Annotated in this window: 14 protein-coding genes; 8 read left to right on the plus strand and 6 right to left on the minus strand. The window is 68.4% G+C overall.

Features of this window, described 5'->3' with window-relative positions; translation table 11 throughout:
• Positions 1–221: 221 nt before the first annotated feature.
• The gene (locus ABIN76_RS07180; protein ID WP_346959021.1) at positions 222–608 is read left to right on the plus strand and encodes a BlaI/MecI/CopY family transcriptional regulator; all 387 of its coding nucleotides are present in this window, start codon (positions 222–224) and stop codon (positions 606–608) included.
• Between the two features lie 5 nt (positions 609–613).
• Complete coding sequence (locus tag ABIN76_RS07185) at positions 614–1,600, plus strand: M56 family metallopeptidase (protein ID WP_346959022.1); 987 nt, start codon at positions 614–616, stop codon at positions 1,598–1,600.
• 80 nt (positions 1,601–1,680) lie between these two features.
• Here ABIN76_RS07185 and ABIN76_RS07190 read toward each other — a convergent pair whose 3' ends face one another.
• A complete protein-coding gene (locus tag ABIN76_RS07190; RefSeq protein WP_346959023.1) occupies positions 1,681–3,789 on the minus strand; it encodes a DNA topoisomerase IV subunit B in 2,109 nt (702 codons plus the stop codon).
• Positions 3,790–4,017: 228 nt separating this feature from the next.
• On the opposite strand from ABIN76_RS07190, the gene ABIN76_RS07195 reads away from it, so the two are divergent.
• A complete protein-coding gene (locus tag ABIN76_RS07195; RefSeq protein ID WP_175321658.1) occupies positions 4,018–4,239 on the plus strand; it encodes a hypothetical protein in 222 nt (73 codons plus the stop codon).
• A 206-nt stretch (positions 4,240–4,445) separates the two neighbouring features.
• Here ABIN76_RS07195 and ABIN76_RS07200 read toward each other — a convergent pair whose 3' ends face one another.
• The 4 genes from ABIN76_RS07200 to ABIN76_RS07215 all read right to left on the minus strand — a co-directional run bounded on the left by ABIN76_RS07200 (position 4,446) and on the right by ABIN76_RS07215 (position 9,873).
• Entirely contained in the window at positions 4,446–5,774 is a 1,329-nt protein-coding gene (locus tag ABIN76_RS07200; RefSeq protein WP_346959024.1) for an RNA polymerase sigma factor, read from the minus strand.
• Between the two features lie 277 nt (positions 5,775–6,051).
• Positions 6,052–7,485: a DUF4192 family protein gene (locus ABIN76_RS07205; protein ID WP_346959025.1), complete on the minus strand. Its 1,434-nt coding sequence runs from the start codon at positions 7,483–7,485 to the stop codon at positions 6,052–6,054.
• An 83-nt stretch (positions 7,486–7,568) separates the two neighbouring features.
• The gene (locus ABIN76_RS07210) at positions 7,569–8,900 is read right to left on the minus strand and encodes an MFS transporter (RefSeq protein ID WP_346959026.1); all 1,332 of its coding nucleotides are present in this window, start codon (positions 8,898–8,900) and stop codon (positions 7,569–7,571) included.
• A 34-nt stretch (positions 8,901–8,934) separates the two neighbouring features.
• Positions 8,935–9,873 (minus strand): PAC2 family protein, encoded by a 939-nt coding sequence (locus ABIN76_RS07215; RefSeq protein ID WP_346959027.1) that lies wholly within the window; start codon positions 9,871–9,873, stop codon positions 8,935–8,937.
• Positions 9,874–10,194: 321 nt separating this feature from the next.
• Here ABIN76_RS07215 and ABIN76_RS07220 point away from each other — a divergent pair, with 321 nt between their 5' ends.
• The 5 genes from ABIN76_RS07220 to ABIN76_RS07240 all read left to right on the plus strand — a co-directional run bounded on the left by ABIN76_RS07220 (position 10,195) and on the right by ABIN76_RS07240 (position 16,405).
• Positions 10,195–11,721 carry a leucyl aminopeptidase gene (locus tag ABIN76_RS07220; protein WP_346959028.1) on the plus strand — a complete coding sequence of 509 codons (1,527 nt, stop codon included), beginning with the start codon at positions 10,195–10,197 and terminating at the stop codon, positions 11,719–11,721.
• A gap of 299 nt (positions 11,722–12,020) precedes the next feature.
• Positions 12,021–13,406, plus strand: coding sequence for a dihydrolipoyl dehydrogenase (lpdA, locus tag ABIN76_RS07225; protein ID WP_346959029.1), 1,386 nt, complete (start codon positions 12,021–12,023; stop codon positions 13,404–13,406).
• A 122-nt stretch (positions 13,407–13,528) separates the two neighbouring features.
• Entirely contained in the window at positions 13,529–15,286 is a 1,758-nt protein-coding gene (sucB, locus tag ABIN76_RS07230) for a 2-oxoglutarate dehydrogenase, E2 component, dihydrolipoamide succinyltransferase (RefSeq protein WP_346959030.1), read from the plus strand.
• A 96-nt stretch (positions 15,287–15,382) separates the two neighbouring features.
• Positions 15,383–15,733, plus strand: a complete 351-nt coding sequence (locus ABIN76_RS07235; protein ID WP_346959031.1) for a hypothetical protein — start codon at positions 15,383–15,385, stop codon at positions 15,731–15,733.
• Between the two features lie 243 nt (positions 15,734–15,976).
• Positions 15,977–16,405, plus strand: coding sequence for an OsmC family protein (locus tag ABIN76_RS07240; RefSeq protein ID WP_056739892.1), 429 nt, complete (start codon positions 15,977–15,979; stop codon positions 16,403–16,405).
• A 72-nt stretch (positions 16,406–16,477) separates the two neighbouring features.
• Here the strand turns inward: ABIN76_RS07240 and ABIN76_RS07245 are convergent, their stop codons facing one another.
• On the minus strand, positions 16,478–20,080 hold the full coding sequence (locus tag ABIN76_RS07245; RefSeq protein ID WP_346959032.1) for a S41 family peptidase: 3,603 nt from the start codon (positions 20,078–20,080) through the stop codon (positions 16,478–16,480).
• Positions 20,081–20,146: the final 66 nt, after the last annotated feature.

Below are 20,146 nucleotides of genomic sequence, written 5' to 3' on the forward strand. Positions count from 1 at the left end.
CCAGCGTGGCACGGCACGCCGCACCCCGCAATGGAGCGGCCGCCCGCCGCCGCGCCGACCGCACGCCCCGCAGGCCCGCTGCGGCCGACACGCCGCGGCGGCCCTGTTCTACCTCATGTAGAAACTGCGCGTAAAACACGGTAAATTTAAAGCTGAAGTATCGGCACACCATCCGGGGCGGAACCAACCCCCCAGGGCGGCACTCAAGAAGGACGTACGGAATGGCAAGTCTCGGCGAACTGGAACGGGCAGTGATGGACCTGCTCTGGGCAGGCCAGGAGGCTGCGACTGCGAACACCCTGCGGGACCTGCTCGCGCAAAGCACCCGCGCGGCGGGCGGCACGGCCGGCCACGAAGGCAAGGACCTGGCCGTCACCACGGTGCTGACCGTCCTGTCCCGGCTTGAGCGCAAGGGCCTCGTGGAGCGTGAACGCGGCACCCGTCCGCACCGCTACCAGGCCGTCTCCAGCCGCGCGGACCACACCGCGGAACTGATGCACGAGGTGCTCGGCTCCGCGCCCGACCGCGAGGCCGTGCTGGCCCGCTTCATTGGCTCCGTCTCCGCCACCGAGGCGGAGACGCTGCGCAAACTGCTGGGCCACAGCTAACACCGGTGTTCTGGACCTCATATTTTCTGGCGGTCCTGGCGATAGCACTGGCCTGGCCGGTGCCTATCCTTCTTTCGCGCGCCCAATGGCCCGCCCGCTCCCCCTTTACGGCCATGCTGCTCTGGCAGGCGATCGCCCTTGCCGGCGGCCTGTCCATGATCGGGGCCATGCTGGTCTACGGCCTGGAGCCGGTCGGGGACAACCTCCTGGCGGGCCTGCGGTCCCTGGCCGGGATGGTTTTCCGCAATGAGCCCACTACGGCGCTGGGCTTCTGGCATATCTTCGCGCTCTCGGCCGCGGCGCTGCTGAGCGCCCACCTGGTCTTCACCCTGTTGCTCACCTACTACAAGATCCAGCGCCAGCGGCGGCGGCACCGCGAGCTGCTCGCCCTGCTTGCCTCCCCCTCGGCCGACGGCCCCCGGACCTTGGTGATCAGCCATGACTCGCCCGTGGCCTACTGCCTGCCCGGTGGCGCCCGCTCAGTCACCGTGCTCTCGGACGGACTGATGGCGGCGCTGGAGCCGGACGAGCTGCGCGCGGTGCTCATCCACGAAAACGCCCACCTGAGCCAGCGCCACCACCTGCTGCTCTGGGCGTTCGCGGCCTGGCGGCAGGCCCTGCCCTGGCTGCCCACCACCCGGCTGGCGCAGGAAGCGGTGAATTCGCTGATCGAAATGCTGGCCGACGACGTCGCCCTCAAGACCGAGAGCAAGGCCACCTTGATCAAGGCCATCGCGATCGTCGCCAGCGGGTCCGGCGGGGCCCAGGGCGCCCGGATGGCCTTCGGCGAGCCGGGCGGTGAGGCCGACGCCGGCCAGCCCGGAGCCACCGGCGGCGCCGGTTCGGCCGTCACCACAGTGTCCCGGGTCAGCCGGCTGCTCTCACCCCAACCGCCGCTGCCGGAGGCCCTGCGCTACGCGGTCCTGGGTGCCTGCCTGCTGCTGCTGGCGGTGCCCACAGCGCTGCTGATCGTGCCCGGCTTGCTCGGCTGAGCCGCTCGAACCGGTGTACCCGCTAGGCTCGGCGAGCCCGGCACTCAGTCCCGGAAACCAGTCCCGGGAACCGGGCCCGGTCAGGCGTCGATGCGCTCCCGGTCCAGGCTTGCGGCCCCCGCGATGATGAAGTCCTTGCGCGGGGCGACGTCGGAGCCCATCAGCAGGTCGAAGGTCTCCTCGGCCTGCTTCGCGTTTTCGATCCCGACCTTACGCAGGGTGCGGTGCCTTGGGTCCATCGTGGTCTCCGCGAGCTGCTCCGCATCCATTTCACCCAGGCCCTTGTAGCGCTGGATCGGCTCCTTGTACCGCTTGCCTTCCTTGGCGAGGCGGTCCAGCAGCACATGCAGCTCCGCCTCCGAGTACGTATAGATCATCTCGTTGGCCTTCTGTCCGGCGTTGATGACCTCCACCCGGTGCAGCGGCGGGACGGCGGCAAAGACGCGGCCCTCGTCGATCATCGGGCGCATGTAGCGGAAGAACAGCGTGAGCAGCAGGGTCCGGATGTGGGCGCCGTCGACGTCGGCGTCGGTCATCAGGATCACCTTGCCGTAGCGGGCGGCGGTGATGTCGAAGCTGCGGCCGGAGCCGGCGCCGACGACCTGGATCAGGGCAGCGCATTCGGCGTTGGAGAGCATGTCCCCCACCGAGGCCTTCTGGACGTTCAGGATCTTGCCGCGGATCGGTAGCAGCGCCTGGAAGTCCGAGGAACGGGCCAGCTTGGCGGTACCGAGGGCGGAGTCGCCTTCCACGATGAACAGTTCGGAACGCGCGACGTCGTCTGTGCGGCAATCCGCCAGCTTGGTGGGCATCGAGGAAGTCTCCAGGGCGTTCTTGCGCCGCTGGGTCTCCTTGTGGACGCGCGCCGAGATGCGCGACTTCATCTCACTGACGACCTTTTCCAGCAGCAGCGCCGACTGGGCCTTGTCGTTCCGGTTGGCAGAGGTGAGCTTGGCGTTGATCTCCCGCTCGACCACTTTCGCGACGATGGCGCGGACGGCGGAGGTGCCCAGGATTTCCTTGGTCTGGCCCTCGAACTGCGGCTCGGCGAGACGGACCGTCAGCACAGCTGTGAGCCCGGCGAAGATGTCGTCCTTTTCGATCTTGTCGTTGCCGGCCTTGAGCTTGCGGGCGTTGGTTTCCACGGCCTTGCGGAACGTCTTGACAAGGGCCTGTTCGAAGCCGGACTGGTGCGTCCCGCCCTTGGGGGTGGAGATGATGTTGACGAAGCTGCGCACGGTGCTGTCGTAGCCGATGCCCCAGCGCAGGGCGACGTCCACCTCGCAGTCGCGCTCTACTTCGGCCAGCTGGCTGTGTCCGCGCTCGTCCAGGACCGGGACCGTCTCCTTGAACTTGCCGGCGCCGTGCAGCCGCCAGACATCGGTGACGGCCGGGTCGGCGGCGAGGAACTCGACGAACTCGGAGATGCCGCCGTCGTGGTGGAAGACCTCCTCGTGCGGGCCCAGCTCCCCCGGGGTGCCGGCAACCCGGCGTTCGTCCCGAACGGTGAGTTTCAGCCCGGGGACCAGGAAGGACGTCTGCCGGGCGCGGGCGGCGAGCTCGTCATAGGAGAACTTCGCGTCCGGGGTGAAGATCTGCCGGTCGGCCCAGTAGCGGATCCGGGTGCCGGTGACGCCGCGCTTGGCCTTGCCGACGACGTCGAGCACGGAGCCGTCGACAAAGGGCTCGAACACGGCGGCCGGGTCGGGTTTGGTGCCGGGGTCCTTGAAGCGGCCGGGTTCGCCGCGGCGGAAGGACATTTTGTAGGTCTTGCCACCGCGGTCCACCTCGACGTCCAGCCGGGAGGAGAGGGCGTTTACCACGGAGGCGCCGACGCCGTGCAGGCCGCCCGAGGCCGTGTAGGAGCCGCCGCCGAACTTGCCGCCGGCGTGCAGTTTGGTGAAGACCACCTCGACGCCGGTGAGCCCGGTCTTGGGTTCGACGTCGATCGGGATGCCGCGGCCGTCGTCGTGGATCTCGACCGAATTGTCCGTGTGCAGAATGATCTTGATGTCGTGGCCGAATCCGGCGAGGGCCTCGTCCACGGAGTTGTCGATGATCTCCCAGAGGCAGTGCATCAGGCCGCGGGAGTCGGTGGATCCGATGTACATGCCCGGGCGCTTGCGGACGGCCTCGAGGCCTTCCAGCACGGAGAGATGCCGGGCGGTGTAATCAGAACTTGGTGCCACGGGTCGGAAACTCCTTCAGGGATGGAACGTGCAGACGCTCTTCTTAGGTTAGTCGTCCCGCCGCCGTAAGCCGGGTTGCCACTCCCCCCGCAGGGACAACAGAGCGAAGAGAACCCCGCCGCCGTTACTGAGCCGTGATACGCGGACAGCGAAAGTGTCCCATCCTTGCCATGGAACGGCCGCGAATGCTGGTTATATAGATGTATCGATCTACCAAGGAGGCCGAACATGACAACAGCAGTTGCGGACCGCACACTCACCACCGTTGACCGGTGCGACCGTTGCGGAGCTCAGGCATACGTCCGGGTTGTTCTCGGAGCCTCCGGCGGTGAGCTTCTGTTCTGCGCTCACCACGCACGCGCCGTAGAGCCGAACCTTCGCCCGCTCAGTTCCGACTGGCACGACGAGACGGGCCGCCTCCACGAGAAGGCACCGGTTCCGGTCGACTAGACGTACTCAGGGATCCCCAGGGATCCGCCCGTAGGGCCCCTCCGTTGTGGAGGGGCCCTACTGCTTTAACATCCACGACGGGCAATCACGACGTTCAAGCCGCCGCTTAAGACAAACAACGCGGGGCCACGTCGCGCCCATGGATCCGGAGATCATGGGCGGGACGTGACCCCGCGTTGGCCGAACCGGCGCCCGGTCCGGGCAGCTTAGTCCAGGTAGTCGCGCAGGACCTGGGAGCGGGACGGGTGGCGCAGTTTGGACATCGTCTTCGATTCGATCTGGCGGATGCGTTCGCGGGTCACGCCGTAGACCTTTCCGATTTCGTCTAAAGTCTTCGGCTGTCCGTCGGTCAGGCCGAAGCGCATCGCCACGACTCCGGCCTCGCGCTCGGAGAGCGTGTCCAGGACCGAGTGGAGCTGTTCCTGGAGCAGCGTGAAGCTCACCGCGTCAGCCGGTACCACGGCTTCGGAGTCCTCGATCAGGTCGCCGAACTCGGAGTCGCCGTCCTCGCCGAGCGGGGTGTGCAGCGAGATCGGTTCGCGGCCGTACTTCTGGACCTCGACGACCTTTTCCGGAGTCATGTCCAGCTCGAGGGCCAGCTCTTCCGGGGTGGGTTCGCGGCCGAGGTCCTGCAGCATCTGCCGCTGGACGCGGGCCAGCTTGTTGATGACTTCCACCATGTGCACCGGGATGCGGATGGTACGGGCCTGGTCGGCCATGGCGCGGGTGATGGCCTGGCGGATCCACCAGGTGGCGTAGGTGGAGAACTTGAAGCCCTTGGTGTAGTCGAACTTCTCGACCGCACGGATCAGGCCCAGGTTACCTTCCTGGATGAGGTCCAGGAACAGCATGCCGCGGCCGGTGTAGCGCTTGGCCAGCGAGACGACGAGGCGGAGGTTGGCCTCCAGCAGGTGGTTCTTGGCGCGCTTGCCGTCGTGGATCACGAACTCGAGCTCGCGCTTGAGCTTGGGATCCATGGAGCCGTCGTCCGCCGCGATCTTCTCCTCGGCGAACAGCCCGGCCTCGATCCGCAGGGCCAGGTCAACTTCCTGCTCGGCGTTCAGCAGCGCGACCTTGCCGATCTGCTTCAAGTAGTCCTTGACCGGGTCGGCGGTGGCGCCGGCGGACATGACCTGCTGCACGGGCGCGTCATCGTCGTCGGCGTCGGAGTAGACGAAGCCGGAGCCGGTGGTGGCTGCTGCCGCCTTGCCGGCTACCTCTTCGCCGTCTTCACCGAGCTCGACGGCGTCGGGGGTCACCTCATCGAGGTCCTCTTCGACCTCGACATCGTCGGAATCTTCGTCCCGGGACTTGCTTGCGGCTTCGGCCGCGGCTTTGGCGCCGGGCTTGGGCCCGCGCTTCTTGGGCTCAGGCTTGGCGACTGCCGAGGCGGTGTCATCACCCGAAGCGGCGTCCTTTGCAGCCTTGTTGGCTGCACGCGTGGCGGCACGCTTGGCGTTTGCCGCTGCCTTCTTCTCCTCGGGGGACAATACGGCCTGGTCGGCGGGTTCCTTCTTCGCGGAAGACGGGGTCACAGAAAACCTTTCTAGCGGCGGTCTGTGGAATCACCATACGGGCAACACCACTATGACCCTGTCAAGTCCGTGTTTCACATCAGGCGCAATCACGTCCAGCAGAGCCACTTAGTAGAACTGCCGGGGCGACCGTAATGTTCCCTGTTTCCAAGGTTCGCTACACGCACTCGATACACGGACCCAACCGGGTCTCGCCAACTATTGTCTCACGACTTTTGCGGATCGGGGCCCCGGAGCCCGCGCCTCCGCGCAATGTGGCGGCCCGCGCCGCCGGGGCTCAGGCTGCATCCGGGTCGAACTTTTGCCAGGCGGCCTCCTTCCGGCGAGCCCAGCCGCAGAGCGTTCCGCGGCGGCCCAGCTCAGCCAGCAGCTCCGCGAGCCGGTAGCCGGGTTGTTCCGTTGTGGCGGCGGCGAACAAGGCGTCGGCAAACGAGCCGCGGCCACGGCACCATTCTATCCAGCCCCGGGCTGTGAGGGCCGCGGCCCGGGCTTCGCCGCCGCCGCAGTTGCCCAGCTGGATAAGGACCCGGTCGAGTTGCGCCAGGCGCATCCAGTCGGGCATAGGCGGCTCAAGGCCCAGGAGAACGTCCCCGTAGCCGGGGGTGCCGCCGGCTACGGGGACGTTGGACCCGGTCGCTAGAGCTGGCGCGGCCACCGGCTGCCGCCGCGCTCGAGGCTCAGCTGCCGCCGCCGTTTCCGATGCCGCGGCCGGGACTCCCTCGAGGTCCGGCAGCGGCGCGGGCCTTCCCGGGCCGCCGTCGAACATGCCAAAGTCTTCGGCACCGGCGACGGCTGCGTCCCGACCGGCGGCCGCCATCACGAGAACCGCGTCCCTCCAGGCCGCGACGCACAACGTGGCACGCAGGTAACCAGCAAGTCCTACCGGCAGGGCGGCAGGCCCCGGCTCTGCAGCGGACACCGCCCCACTCGGCGGACGTGGTGCCGGGGGCCCGCCTGCCGCGGGCGGGGCGGGCGCAAGCACGCGCTCCCAGATGTCCAGCACCGCGCCGAACTGTGCCCGGTCCCGCCACCGGCCGGAGAACTCCCGTTCCCAGATTTGCTGGGCTTCCAGGACGCCCGGCTCCGGCTGGTCCGGCAGCACGTCCAATGCGGAGTCTCGCGGGGCGGCGCCCACGCTGCTGCCGCGGAAGACAAGCTCGGCATTCAGGCGGCTGTTCCTGATCTCTTCGATCGGCCGGCCGGGCGGGGTGCAGCACGCGGGGTCCAGGCAGTGGGCGTTGCGCCAGTACCGCTCACCGACCAGCCAGGCGTCCCGCACCGGCAGGCCCGCTTCGCCGAGGGTACGCTCCAGCTGCTGCAGCAGCCTGGCCAGCGCGGCGGCATCCGGGTTGCCCTCATCCGCAACGCCGTCGTCCGCACCGCCAGGGTCAAAGTCGCCAGGGTCAAAGCCGACCTCTGCCGTGTCCCCGGCGGAATCTTCCGCCGGAGGCCCGGCGAAAAGGGCGAGCAGGGTGCCGTCCGCCTCCGCGTCTGCCTTGAGGTAGTCGCGGACGGTCCGGGCGAAGGCCTTCAGCCCGGAACCGCGGCAGCGGGAGGCGTCCGGGAGGTCGACGCGCAGGGTGGCTCCGAGCCGCTTCCCCTGCATGGTCATGGCTACCAGGCTGTTGGCCGGCCAATAGCCGAGCGAATGCGGGATGAAGCCGAGGATGTCTTCAGGGCCGGTGATTTTCAGGTGGTCGGGAGCTGTCATGGTGCCAGATTCGTCGGTGCCGGCACAGGGAGTCAGCCCCGATGTTTCCTATGTGGATAAGTCCGGCAGGTGGGATAAGTCCGTCAGGGCGTACGGCGGCGCTGCGCGACGACCCGGCGCTGCTGGGCGAGGGCTTTGAGCAGCGGCGGCACCACAACGCCCTGCGCCGCCATCTGCCGGCGCACCTTCCGCCGGGTGATAAGGATGGCGGCGGCGCCGAAGGCCAGCAGCAGGAACTGCACGCTCAGCGCGATCCGGAAAGCGCCGAGGCTGTACAGCCCGCCCGGCGAGGCCCCGGCCAGATGCAGCGCGTCCAGGGCCAATCCGATTAGGTAGATGGACAACAGCGCGGCGATGAAGCCGCCGACATTAACGATGCCGGTAGCCGTCCCGATCCGGTGGGCCGGGTTGAAAGTCCGGGCGAAGTCGAAGCCGATCATCGAGCCGGGGCCGCCGATCGCCAGGACCACCACGAGGCCGGCCAGCAGCCAGAGTGGCGACCGGCCCGGCTGGAGCAGCACCGCGGCCCAGGCCGCTGCCGTGGCCCCGGAGATCAGCAGCACCATGGTGGAGCGGCGCAGGGGGTGCCGGGCCACAAAGCTGCCCATCAGCGGCCCGGCGGCGATCGCGGCTCCCACGTAGAGGGCCATCAGGGCGGACACGGTGCCGGCGTCCAGCCCCTGGGCCGAGATCAGGAACGGGTAGCCCCAGGTCATCGCAAAGACCGTCCCGCTGAACTGCACGGTGAAGTGGCTCCACAGCCCCAGCCGGGTGCCCGGCTGCTGCCAGGCCCGGGAGAGCGAAACGCCGGTGGCGCGCAGCCCCTGGGACGGCTCCGGCGCGGGGTGGCCCGGCGGCAGGTCCTGCAACAGCAGCACCGTCAGCACGACGGCGAGCCCGGACATGCCGGCCAGGGTCAGGAACGCCGGGGTCCAGCCCGCCGAATGCAGGATCATGGCGAACGGCACCACGGAAAAGAGCTGGCCCAACTGGCCGGACATGCCGGTTAACTGGGTCAGCAGCGGCACGCGGGACGGGGCAAACCACAGCGGGATCAGCCGGATCACGGAAATAAAGGTCATGGCATCGCCGGCCCCCACGAGCACGCGGCCCAGGACTCCGCCCGGAATGCTGTCAGCGAACGCGAGCTGGAGCTGGCCCAGGCCCATCAGCAGGGCGCCGCCGGCAATCATGGCCCGCGAGCCGAAGCGGTCCACGAGGACCCCGACAGGGATCTGCAGGCCCGCGTAAACCAGTAGCTGCAGCACGGTGAAGAAGGAGATTTCGGCGGCGCTGGCGTGGAACCTCGCGGTGGCTTCCAGCCCGACAACGCCGAAGGAAGTGCGCTGGCTGACCGCCACCAGGTACGCGAAGATCCCGATGATCCAGATCAGCCAGGCGCGGGGGGAGGTCACTCCCCCATTATGCCCCGGTCGTCATAAATAGTATTTATTCGCCGGGTTCTTTACGGGCAAGATAAGCCTCGACGGCGGCGCCGAGCGCGTCCGCATTAGGGAGCTGGTCGTTCTCGTCCGCGAGCAGCGAGCGGCGCACCGTTCCCTCGGCCTTCTCGTCGTACCGCGTTTCCAGCCGGGAGACGACCTGCTGGACCTCCTCGGAGGCATCGATCTGCTCGGCAATCTGCCTGCCGACCTCCCGGCCGGCCTCGCGGAGCCGGTCCGTGGGCAGCATCAGCGAGGTGGCCGCGCCCAGGTATTCAAGTCCCGCGACGGCGGCCGTCGGGTATTCGGCCTCGGCCAGGTAGTGCGGGACGTGGATCACGTACCCGGCGATGTTCCGGCCGGCCTCGCTGAGGCGGAGTTCCAGGATGTGGCCGACGGCGGCGGGCACCTCCACGGTGGGTTTCCAGACGGAGATCCCCTCGATCAGCTCCGGGCGGTTGCCGTGGACGGTGACTCCGACCGGCCGGGTGTGCGGCACCGGCATCGGAATGGAGTGGATCCAGGCCGCCAGGTTGACGTCCAGTTCCTCCACGATGCCTACCACGGCGCGGGCGAACCGCTCCCATCGCAGGTCCGGCTCGAACCCGGCCAGCAGCAGGAACGGGTTCCCCAGTCCGTCGATGAGCCGGTAGAGGGCCAGGCGCGGAGCCTGGTAGTCCTGCAGGTGGTCCTCGACGAAGCTCACCTGCGGGCGCCGGGAGCGGTAGTCGATCAACTGGTCGGCGTCGAACTCGGCAACCAGCTCATGGTCCAGGCTGTCGAGCAGTTCGGTGGTGATCTGCTTGACCACGTGGCCGGCGTCGGCGAATCCGGTGAAGCCCATCAACAGGTTCAGCCCGCGCAGCTCAGGATTGCGGAACAGCGCGTCATCACGGACGTAAAGCGTTTCGGGGTCCAGCAAGGAGCCGGAAATCCGTTCCATCACGGCATGTTCCTTTCGCAGTAGCAGGACGGGTGGGCGGCGGCGCCCGCGGCAGTGGACCGTGGGGGCCCAAAGCAGGGCGCCGGAGTGCCGATACCAGCTACAACGCGCCGCCGGCCGGGGTAATTCCTGCCCCCGGTGTGTGCCAGCTCTCATTAAATTGAACTCCGGTACCGGGGAGAGACTACGATCGGAACTGGCCTTATCGATGGCCTTGCAGACACTGAGGTTACGTGCAATACCGATGGTGGCTCAGGTACCCATGGCAGGGCGCCGAACATGCAGTTCCTGCCGAAAAATCACAGAGAATTGAGGATTGTCCTCGTGGTCAAGAATACCGAAGTCAAACTGAGTGCGGTCGCCGGAGACTTGAAGAAGTCCCCGTCCGACGCCCTCGTCGTGGGCGTGGGACAGGGCACTGACGGCCCCGTGCTGCTGGAGAACCCGCTGACGGCCAAGGCTGCCGAGGCGCTGGCCGAGTCGCTGGGCGTTCTGGGCCTCAGCGGCGCCGCAGACCAGGCGCACCGCCTTCCCGGCCTACCCGAGGCCAGCGCCTCCGTCCTGGTCCTCGCCGGCGTCGGGAAGGTCACCGCCGGCACCCCGCTCTCCGAGGAGGCACTGCGCCGCGCGGCCGGCTCGGCCGTCCGCCAGCTCGCCGGGGTCACCACCGTCACCCTCGCGCTCCCGACGCCGGACCTCGCCGCCGTTGCTGCCGTCGCCGAGGGCGCCGCGATGGGCGCCTACTCCTTCACCGAGTACCGCTCCGCCAAGGACGGGCTCAAGGACCCGGTCAAGAACGTCCGCATCCTCACCGACTTCGCCACGGACAAGGCACTGGCGCCCGTGCTGGAACGCGCCTCCCTGATCGGCAAGGCCGTCAACGCCACCCGCACGCTGGTCAACCAGCCGCCGAGCCACCTCTACCCCGAAACGTTCGCCGACGCCGCCAAGGACCTGGCCAAGGGCCTGCCGGTCAAGGTGACCGTCTGGGACGAGAAGCGCCTGGAGAAGGACGGCTTCGGCGGCATCCTCGGCGTCGGCAAGGGCTCCACCCGGCAGCCGCGCCTGGTCAAGGTCGAATACGCCCCCGCGAAGGCCACCGCCAAGATCGCCCTCGTCGGCAAGGGCATCACCTTTGACACCGGCGGAATCTCGCTCAAGCCGCACCTCGGCATGGGCGAGATGAAGTCCGACATGGCCGGCGCCGCCGTCGTCCTCAACACCGTACTTGCCCTCGCCGAGCTGGGCCTGCCGGTCAAGGCGACCGCCTGGCTGTGCATCGCGGAGAACATGCCCTCCGGTGCCGCCCAGCGGCCCGCCGACGTGCTCACCATCTTCGGCGGCAAGACCGTCGAGGTCCTGAACACCGACGCGGAGGGCCGCCTGGTCATGGCCGACGGCATCGTTGCCGCGAGCCAGGAGTACCCGGACGCGATCATTGACGTCGCCACCCTCACCGGCGCCCAGCTGATCGCCCTCGGCGACCGCACCGCCGGCGTGATGGGCTCCGACTCCGTCACCGGAGCACTCAAGGCCGCGGCGGACCGTGCCGGCGAACTCGTCTGGCCGATGCCGCTGCCCGAGGAACTCCGCCCCAGCCTGGACTCACAGGTCGCGGATATCGCCAACATCGGCGAACGCCACGGCGGCATGATGACGGCGGCCGTCTTCCTGCGCGAGTTCGTGGGCAAGGGCAAGGACGGCGAGCAGATCCCCTGGGCCCACATCGACATCGCCGGCCCGTCCTTTAACAACGGCAGCCCCTACGGCTACAACCACAAGCAGGGCACCGGCTGCACCGTGCGCACCCTGGTGTCCTACGTCGAGGACATCCTCGCCAAAGCCGTCTGAACAAGCACGCCTTCAGCGCCGGCTGAGGCACCGTCCGGTGCGGCGCGGCCTTGCGGCCCGGGGCTGATAACCCGGCCACAAGGCCGCGTGACACTGGACACAAGCGCTCCACAAACGCCACGGCAAGGTGGAGCATGTATTAGTGGTTCGCTAAGGTGAACCGTAGTTTCAAAGCAAACAGCTTCACAGAAGTAATTCCAAACGAAAGGGAACCGGCCTGCTGGCATAATCACGGCAGACAGTTCCAAGACCAGATGATGCGTACTCTCGTGTCATCGTTCACGCGAGGGAGCGTTTTAGTGGCCGATCAGGCAACTGCGCAAGAATTCGACATCCTGGTACTCGGCGGCGGCAGCGGCGGCTACGCAACTGCGCTCCGCGCCGTCCAGCTTGGCCTTACCGTCGGCCTCATCGAAAAGGGAAAGCTCGGCGGCACCTGCCTGCACAACGGCTGCATCCCCACCAAGGCCCTGCTGCACTCCGCCGAACTGGCCGACCACGCCCGGGACTCCGCGAAGTACGGCGTCAACGTGACCCTGGACGGCATCGACATCAACGCCGTCAACGCCTACAAGGACGGCATCATTGCCGGCAAGTTCAAGGGCCTCCAGGGACTCATCAAGGGCAAGAAGGGCATCACCGTCATCGAGGGTGAGGGCAAGCTCCAGGGCACCGACACCGTCGTCGTCAACGGCACCGCCTACAAGGGCAAGAACATTGTCCTCGCGACCGGCTCCTACTCCCGCACCCTGCCGGGCCTGGAAATCGGCGGCAAGGTCATCACCTCCGACGAAGCCCTCACCATGGATTTCATCCCCAAGAGCGCGATCATCCTCGGCGGCGGCGTCATCGGCGTCGAGTTCGCCTCGGTCTGGAAGTCCTTCGGCGTCGACGTCACCATCATCGAAGGCCTGCCCTCGCTCGTCCCGAACGAGGACGCGACTATCGTCAAGGCCTTCGAGCGTGCCTTCAAGAAGCGCGGCATCAAGTTCTCCACCGGCACCTTCTTCCAGGGCGTTGAGCAGAACAACGACGGCGTCAAGGTCACCCTTGTCGACGGCAAGACCTTCGAGGCCGACCTCATGCTGGTCGCCGTCGGCCGCGGCCCGGTCACGGCCAACCTCGGCTACGAGGAAGCCGGCCTGACGATCGACCGCGGCTTCGTCATCACCAACGAGCGCCTCCACACCGGCGTCGGCAACATCTACGCCGTGGGCGACATTGTCCCCGGCGTCCAGCTCGCACACCGCGGCTACCAGCAGGGCATCTTCGTGGCCGAGGAAATCGCCGGCCTCAAGCCGGTCGTCGTCGAAGACGTCAACATCCCCAAGGTCACCTACTCCGAGCCGGAAATCGCGACCGTCGGCTACTCGGAGAAGGCCGCCAAGGCCAAGTTCGGTGACGATCAGATCGAAACCCAGGAATACAACCTCGCCGGCAACGGCAAGAGCTCCATCCTGGGAACCAGCGGCCTGGTCAAGCTGGTCCGCCAGAAGGACGGCCCCGTCGTCGGCGTCCACATGATCGGCGCCCGCATGGGCGAGCAGATCGGCGAGGCCCAGCTGATCGTGAACTGGGAAGCCTACCCGGAGGACGTGGCCCAGCTGGTCCACGCGCACCCGACGCAGAACGAGTCCCTGGGCGAAGCGCACCTCGCCCTCGCCGGGAAGCCCCTGCACGGCTAACAGCCCCGCAGCACCGCAAGAACTCCGTGCTTAGTGCGCCCGGCCCGAAATGCCGGGTGCACTAAGCTCGAACAAGGCAGCAACCATCCGCACTAAAGATCAATAAGGAGAACGGGGACGACATGTCTGAATCCGTTAACTTGCCCGCCCTCGGTGAGAGCGTCACCGAAGGAACCGTCACCCGCTGGCTCAAGCAGGTAGGTGACCGGGTAGAGGTGGACGAGCCCCTGCTCGAAGTTTCCACCGACAAAGTAGACACCGAGATCCCCTCTCCGATCGCCGGCGTGATCGAGGAAATCCTCGTCGCCGAAGACGAGACCGCTGAGGTCGGCGCCCCGCTGGTCCGCATCGGCGACGGCTCCGGTTCCGCTGAGGCTGCCGCCCCCGCCGCCGAGGAACCCCCCACCCAGGAGGCGCCCGCCGAGTCGCCGTCCGGTGCCGAGGCTCCGGCTCCCGAAGCTGAAACCCCCGCCGCCGAGCCCGCCGCCCCGGCCCCCGCCGCCGAGGCTGCCCCTGCCGGTGAAGGCCATGAGGTCACCCTCCCCGCCCTGGGCGAGAGCGTCACCGAGGGCACCGTCACCCGCTGGCTGAAGAGCATCGGTGACACCGTCGAGGTGGACGAGCCGCTGCTGGAAGTCTCCACCGACAAGGTCGACACCGAGATTCCCTCCCCGGTGGCCGGCACGCTGCAGGAAATCCGCGTCGCCGAGGACGAAACGGCCGAGGTGGGCTCTGTCCTCGCCGTGATCGGCTCCGGCGCGGCCGCCCCTGCCGCCGCTCCGGCCCCCGAGGCTCCGAAGCAGGAAGCTCCCAAGCAGGAAGCGCCGAAGCAGGAGGCCCCCGCTCCGGCTGCGGCTCCCCAGCAGGAAGCCCCGAAGCAGGAGGCACCCGCTCCGGCCGAAGCCTCGAAGCAGGAAGCCCCGAAGCAGGAAGCTGCCCCGGCCGAGTCCGGCTACGTCACTCCCCTGGTCCGCAAGCTCGCCAACCAGCAGGGCGTGGACATCTCCTCGCTGACCGGCACCGGCGTCGGCGGCCGCATCCGCAAGCAGGACGTGCTGGCCGCGGCTGAGGCCAAGGCAGCCCCGGCCGCCGCACCGGCAGCATCCTCCACCCCGGCAGCTGCTCCGGCAGCGCGCCCGTCCGCTGATCAGTCCTCGCTGCGCGGCACCGTGCAGAAGGCTCCGCGGATCCGCCAGGTCATTGCCCGCCGGATGCGTGAGTCGCTGGACATCTCCACCCAGCTGACCCAGGTGCACGAGGTGGACATGACCAAGGTCGCCAAGCTCCGCGCCAAGGCCAAGAACTCCTTCCAGGCGCAGAACGGCTCCAAGCTGACCTTCCTGCCCTTCATCGCCAAGGCTGTTGCCGAGGCCCTGAAGCAGCACCCGAAGGTCAACGCCTCCTACGACGAGGACAAGCAGGAGATCACCTACCACAACGCCGAGCACCTGGCGATTGCGGTGGACACCGACAAGGGCCTGCTGGTTCCGGTCATCGCCGACGCCGGCAACCTGAACCTGGCCGGCCTGGCCGGCAAGATCGCCGACGTTGCCGACCGCACCCGCAACGGCAAGATCGGTCCGGACGAACTGTCGGGCGGAACCTTCAGCATCACCAACATCGGTTCCGTGGGCGCCCTCTTCGACACTCCGATCATCAACCAGCCGCAGGTCGCCATCCTCGGCACCGGCGCCATCGTCAAGCGCGCCGTGGTGGTCTCGGACGAAAACGGCGACGACTCGATCGCGATCCGTTCGATGATGTACCTGTCGCTGACGTACGACCACCGCCTGGTGGACGGCGCCGACGCGGGACGCTTCCTGCAGACGCTCAAGGCACGCCTCGAAGAAGGCGCGTTCGAGGCAGACCTCGGACTCTAGCCGCTAGCTCATCCGATCGGGTGAGAGAAGGGCACCTCCCCGTAAGGGAAGGTGCCTTTCTCTATTTATGGACACTTTGTCGCTAAGCTAGGTCCCATGAACATCGTCTATAACATCATGGTTTTCCTGCACATCATCGGCGCCGCCATGATCGTGGGCATCTGGATCGTCCAGATGAAGAAGCCCACCGTCCACCCCCGCCAGTTCGACGGCGCTGCACTGCAGCTCATCACCGGCATCGTGATGATGGGCCTGATCCCGGCCCTCGACATGGACGCCAACTACGCCAAGCTCGGCATAAAGTTCGCGATCGCCGCCGTGGTGGCCGTGCTCGCGTTCATCGGCAGCCGCAAGTACAAGAAGGACCAGCCGGTCAGCAAGGGTCTCGCCCATGCCGTGGGCGGCCTCGCGCTGCTCAACGTGGCCATCGCCACCCTCTGGCAGTAGACCCCGGCCACCACGACGGCGACGCACCCCGCGCGGGTGCGTCGCCGTCGTCGTTAACCCCGGGGCTCGAGCGCCGGGCCGCCGCCGGGCGCTCAACCGGGAGGCGGCGGAACCGGTGGATGTCCAGACAATCCTCTGAGAGCGGACACCGCGTGCAGCGGTCGGACCGAGTCCCTAGGATGGGACACGGCAGGATCCGCTTACCTGACCGGATCGCTGACTCAACGACGCTGAGGAGTGGACATGGCAACAACACGCACCGCACACACTGTATGGAACGGCGACCTGATGTCGGGGGCCGGCAACACCAGCCTGGACAGCTCCGGGCTCGGCAACTTCGACGTCACCTGGAAGGCGCGCGCCGAAGCGGCCGAGGGCAAGACCAGCCCGGAAGAACTGATCGCCGCCGCGCACTCGGCATGTTTCTCGATGGCCTTCAGCCACGCCCTGGCTCAGGCCGGCCACACGCCGGAGGAAGTCAACACCAAGGCCGACGTCACCTTCGAGCCCGGCACCGGCATCACCGGCAGCCACCTCACCCTGAACGCCCGGGTGCCCGGTATCTCCGAAGAGGATTTCCAGCGCATCGCCGAGGAAGCCAAGACCGGCTGCCCGGTCTCCGCGGCCCTGACCGGCATCAAGATCACTTTGGACGCCACCCTGGCCGCCTAGCAGCCGGCAAGCGCAGATACACGAAGGCCCCCGCCCCGGATTTTCCCGGGACGGGGGCCTTCCGCGTGGGCGCTAGTTGCCCGGCCGGCGGGCGGGCAGCGGGGCGGGCCGCACCTTGCGGTACCCCTCGCGGAGCGGCGGGCGGTCGGTGGGGAGCTCCTGGATCATTTCCTTGAGCGCTCCGATGCCGTATTCCAGCTGCGGGTCTGCCCCGGCCGCGTAGGCGTGCGGCGGGAAGGCCACCTCGATGTCGGGGGCAACACCATAGTTTTCGACGCCCCAGCCCACGCCGCCGGTGAACCAGGTGGCGTAGCGGGGCTGGGTGACGCCGGTGCCGTCCGCCAGGGCGAACCGGTTGTCGATGCCGACGACGCCGCCCCAGGTCCGGGTGCCGATGACCGGCCCGATCCCGCGCAGCTTGGAAACCTGGGTGATGATGTCGCCGTCGGAACCGGCAAATTCATCGGTAAGGATGATGACCGGCCCGCGCGGCGCGTGGTGCGGGTAGGTGCGCGGACGCTCGCCCCGCGGCATGCTCCAGCCGGTCACCTTGCGGCCGATCAGCTCCGCCACGAGTTGCGAGGTGTGGCCGCCGCGGTTGCGGCGGACGTCCACGATCAGGCCGTCAAGGGAGGTCTCGGTATCCAGGTCGCGGTGCAGCTGCGCCCAGCCGTTGGCCATCATGTCCGGGATGTGCAGGTAACCGAAGGTCCCCTGCGAGGCTTCCCGCACGGTGCGGCGGTTCGACGCGACCCATTCCTGGTAGCGCAGGCGTTCCTCGTCCTTGACCGGCACGACGGCGACGCGGCGCTGCTTCCCGGCGCCGGCGCCGTGCCCGGCGCCGTTGCGCAGGGTCAGTTCGACGGCGCGGCCGGCGGCTCCGGCCAGCTGCACCGCCGGGGTCAGCGACGCCGAGAGTTCGACGCCGTCGACTGCCAGCAGCACGTCGCCTGGCCGGGCGTCCACGCCCGGCCGGGTCAGCGGCGAGGTGGCGAGCGGGTCGGAGGATTCCCCGGCCAGGATGCGGGTGATTTCCCAGCCCTCCCCGGTGAACGCCAGGTCGGCGCCCAGGCGGCCCTGGCCGTTGCTGCCGTTCTCCGTCACCATGGCGGGGCGGACGTAGGCGTGCGAGGTTCCCAGCTCGCCGTGGAGTTCCCAGAGCAGGTCCACCAGGTCATCGTGCGAGCCGAGCCGGTCCACGATCGGCCGGTACCGGGCATGCACGGAATCCCAGTCCTGGCCGGCCATGTCCGCGGTCCAGAAGAAGTCGCGCTGCAGGCGCCAGGCCTCGTCGAAGGCCTGGCCCCAGACGCTGACCGGATCCAGCCGGACCCGGATGCGGTTCAGGTCCACTTTTACCAGCTGCCCGGATTCCTCGTCAGCCTTCGACGCGGCGGGCGAGACGCGGATCTGCTTGTCCTGGAGCAGGACCACCTTTTCGCCGTCGCCGGTGAGCCGGTAGCTGTCCAGTGCGTCAACAATGGTGGTGGTGCGGCGCTTGGCCAGGTCGAAGCGGACCAGGCTCGGGGCCGCGTTCTTGTCCTCCAGGCTGGCCCGGCCGTCGCCGGTCACCCCGGCGAGCTCGTGGTCGAGCCAGAGCAGGGCGCCGGCGGTGGCGGCCAGGTGCGAGTAGTTGCCCTGCGGGACCGGGACGCTGATGACCCGGTGTGCCAGGCCCTCGGCGTCGACCTTGACCGTCACGGCGGGTTCGGTGCCGTCGCCCTCCCCGGTGGCGGCGGCAGCCGCGCTGTCTTCGGGGAGCGCGACGCTGGGGCCGAACGGGGACGGTGTGTCCGCGGCCAGGGCCACGAGGTAGGGCTTGATCGGACTCGGGAAGGACAGGTCGAAGGAGTGTCCGTCATAGACCGGGTCGAAGCTGCGGTTGGACAGGAAGGCCAGGAATTTACCGTCCGGGGTGAACGCGGGCGAATCGTCCCGGAAGCGGCCGTCGGTGACGTCGATGATCGCGGCCCCGCCGTCCCGGTCCGAAGCCGGGGTTTCCGCGGCTGCTCCGGCCGCGGAGATCCGGGCCAGCCGCAGGCGGGTGCGGGAACCGAAGGAGGTGACCGGCTCAGCCCAGCCCAGCCAGGCCGAGTCGGGCGACCAGGTGAAGCCGTCGATGCTGCCCTCGCCGATGCTGCTGAGCAGCGTCAGGGTGCCGGTGCGGGTGTCCGCGAGGTAGATATCGCCGAACGAGGTGCCGATGGCCAGCCAGTTGCCGTCCGGGCTGGCTTCCATGGCGCTGGCACGGCTCGGCTTAGGGAACTCGATCCGGACCGTGTCCTTGGCGTCGGCCCGTTCCGGTGCGGGGCCGGCAGCGGAAGAACTGTTGTCTGCGCCTTCGCCGGCGCCTGGCGCGGCATCTGCGGCGACGACGGCGGCCGGCGCGGGAACGGGGGCAGAGATGGTGTCCGGCCGGGTCAGGGCGGCTGCCGAGACGGGGCTGGGCAGCGGCGTTCCGCCGTCGGGGTCCTGCGGGACCTTACTGTTTGCCGGGGCGCCGGTTGCCGGGGCGGCAGCTCTCGCAGCAGCTGCCGGGCCGGTGTTGTGCGGCTGGCCGGACCGGTGGCCGCCGTCGCCGTGCAGCGGCGCGGCGATGGACTTCAGGTAGAGTGCCTCGGCGCCCTCGTGGTCAGCGATGTAGGCGATCCGGCCGGCGCCAAAGGGGCGCGGCAGACGTGCCCGGACGCCCGGGGTCGCCTCCAGGATGCGGGACGGTCCGTCTTTGTGCCGCAGCCAGTGCAGGGTGCCGTGGGCCTCCACGGCGCTGGAGTCGCCGGTGTGGTCCGGGATGACGTCGCCGAGGTGGCGGGAGGGCTTCAGCGCGGTCGAGCGCCGGGCCTGCGAGGCGGAGCCCAGCGTGATGTCGAGTTTGGCCGCGTCGGCGTCCAGGCCGGTGAGGAGCCAGAGTTCGCCGGCGGATTCGAAGACCACCCGTTCGCCGTCGGTGGCCGCGTGCCGGACGTAGAAGTCCTCGTGGTCCGTGTGGCGGCGGAGATCCGTGCCGTTGGGCAGCACGGAATAGAGGTTGCCGTAGCCCTCGTGGTCGGAGAGGAACGCGATCCGGCCCCGGACCCACATGGGGTCGGTGAGGTTGCCGTCGAGTTCGGGCGCGAGCCGCTCGAACTCGCCGTTGCCATCCGCGTCGATCCACAGCTTGCCGGCAGTGCCGCCGCGGTAGCGCTTCCACCAGGCCGGTTCGCGGGAGAGCACACTGGCCAGGACCACGGGGCGCTCGTCCCCGACGACGGTTCCGTAGGCCACGGACTCGACCGGACCGAACGGAAGTTCCTCGGCCCAGCCGCCGTCGACCGGGAGGCTGTAAGCATGCGTGAGGCGGCTGTCCGCCTGCCGGAAGGCGCTCGTGACCACCACGTCGCCGTCCGGGGTGAAGCCCTTGACGCGGGTGGAGCTGTGGCCGAAGTAGCTGAGCTGGCGGTACCCGCCGCCGTTGACGTCCGCGGTGACGACCTCCGGTGCCGTGCCCTGGATGACCGTCCAGACCAGGCGCTGCCCGTCGGGGGTGAAACGGGGGTTGCGGGCGGGCAGCTGCAGCGAGGAAACCCGCCAGGCGCGGCCTCCGGCGAGGGGCGCGATCCAGACGTCGTCCTCGGCCACGAAGGTGACCAGATCGCCGTGCAGATGCGGGAAACGGAGGTAACTCGAAGAGGTCATCGTTTGATCATAGTCAAAAGCGCCCGGGCGCCGGGGAGGTTTCCCTGCCGTGCCGGGCATGGTGAG

The sequence above is a fragment of the uncultured Arthrobacter sp. genome (assembly GCF_964021775.1).
Taxonomy (GTDB): Bacteria; Actinomycetota; Actinomycetes; order Actinomycetales; family Micrococcaceae; genus Arthrobacter.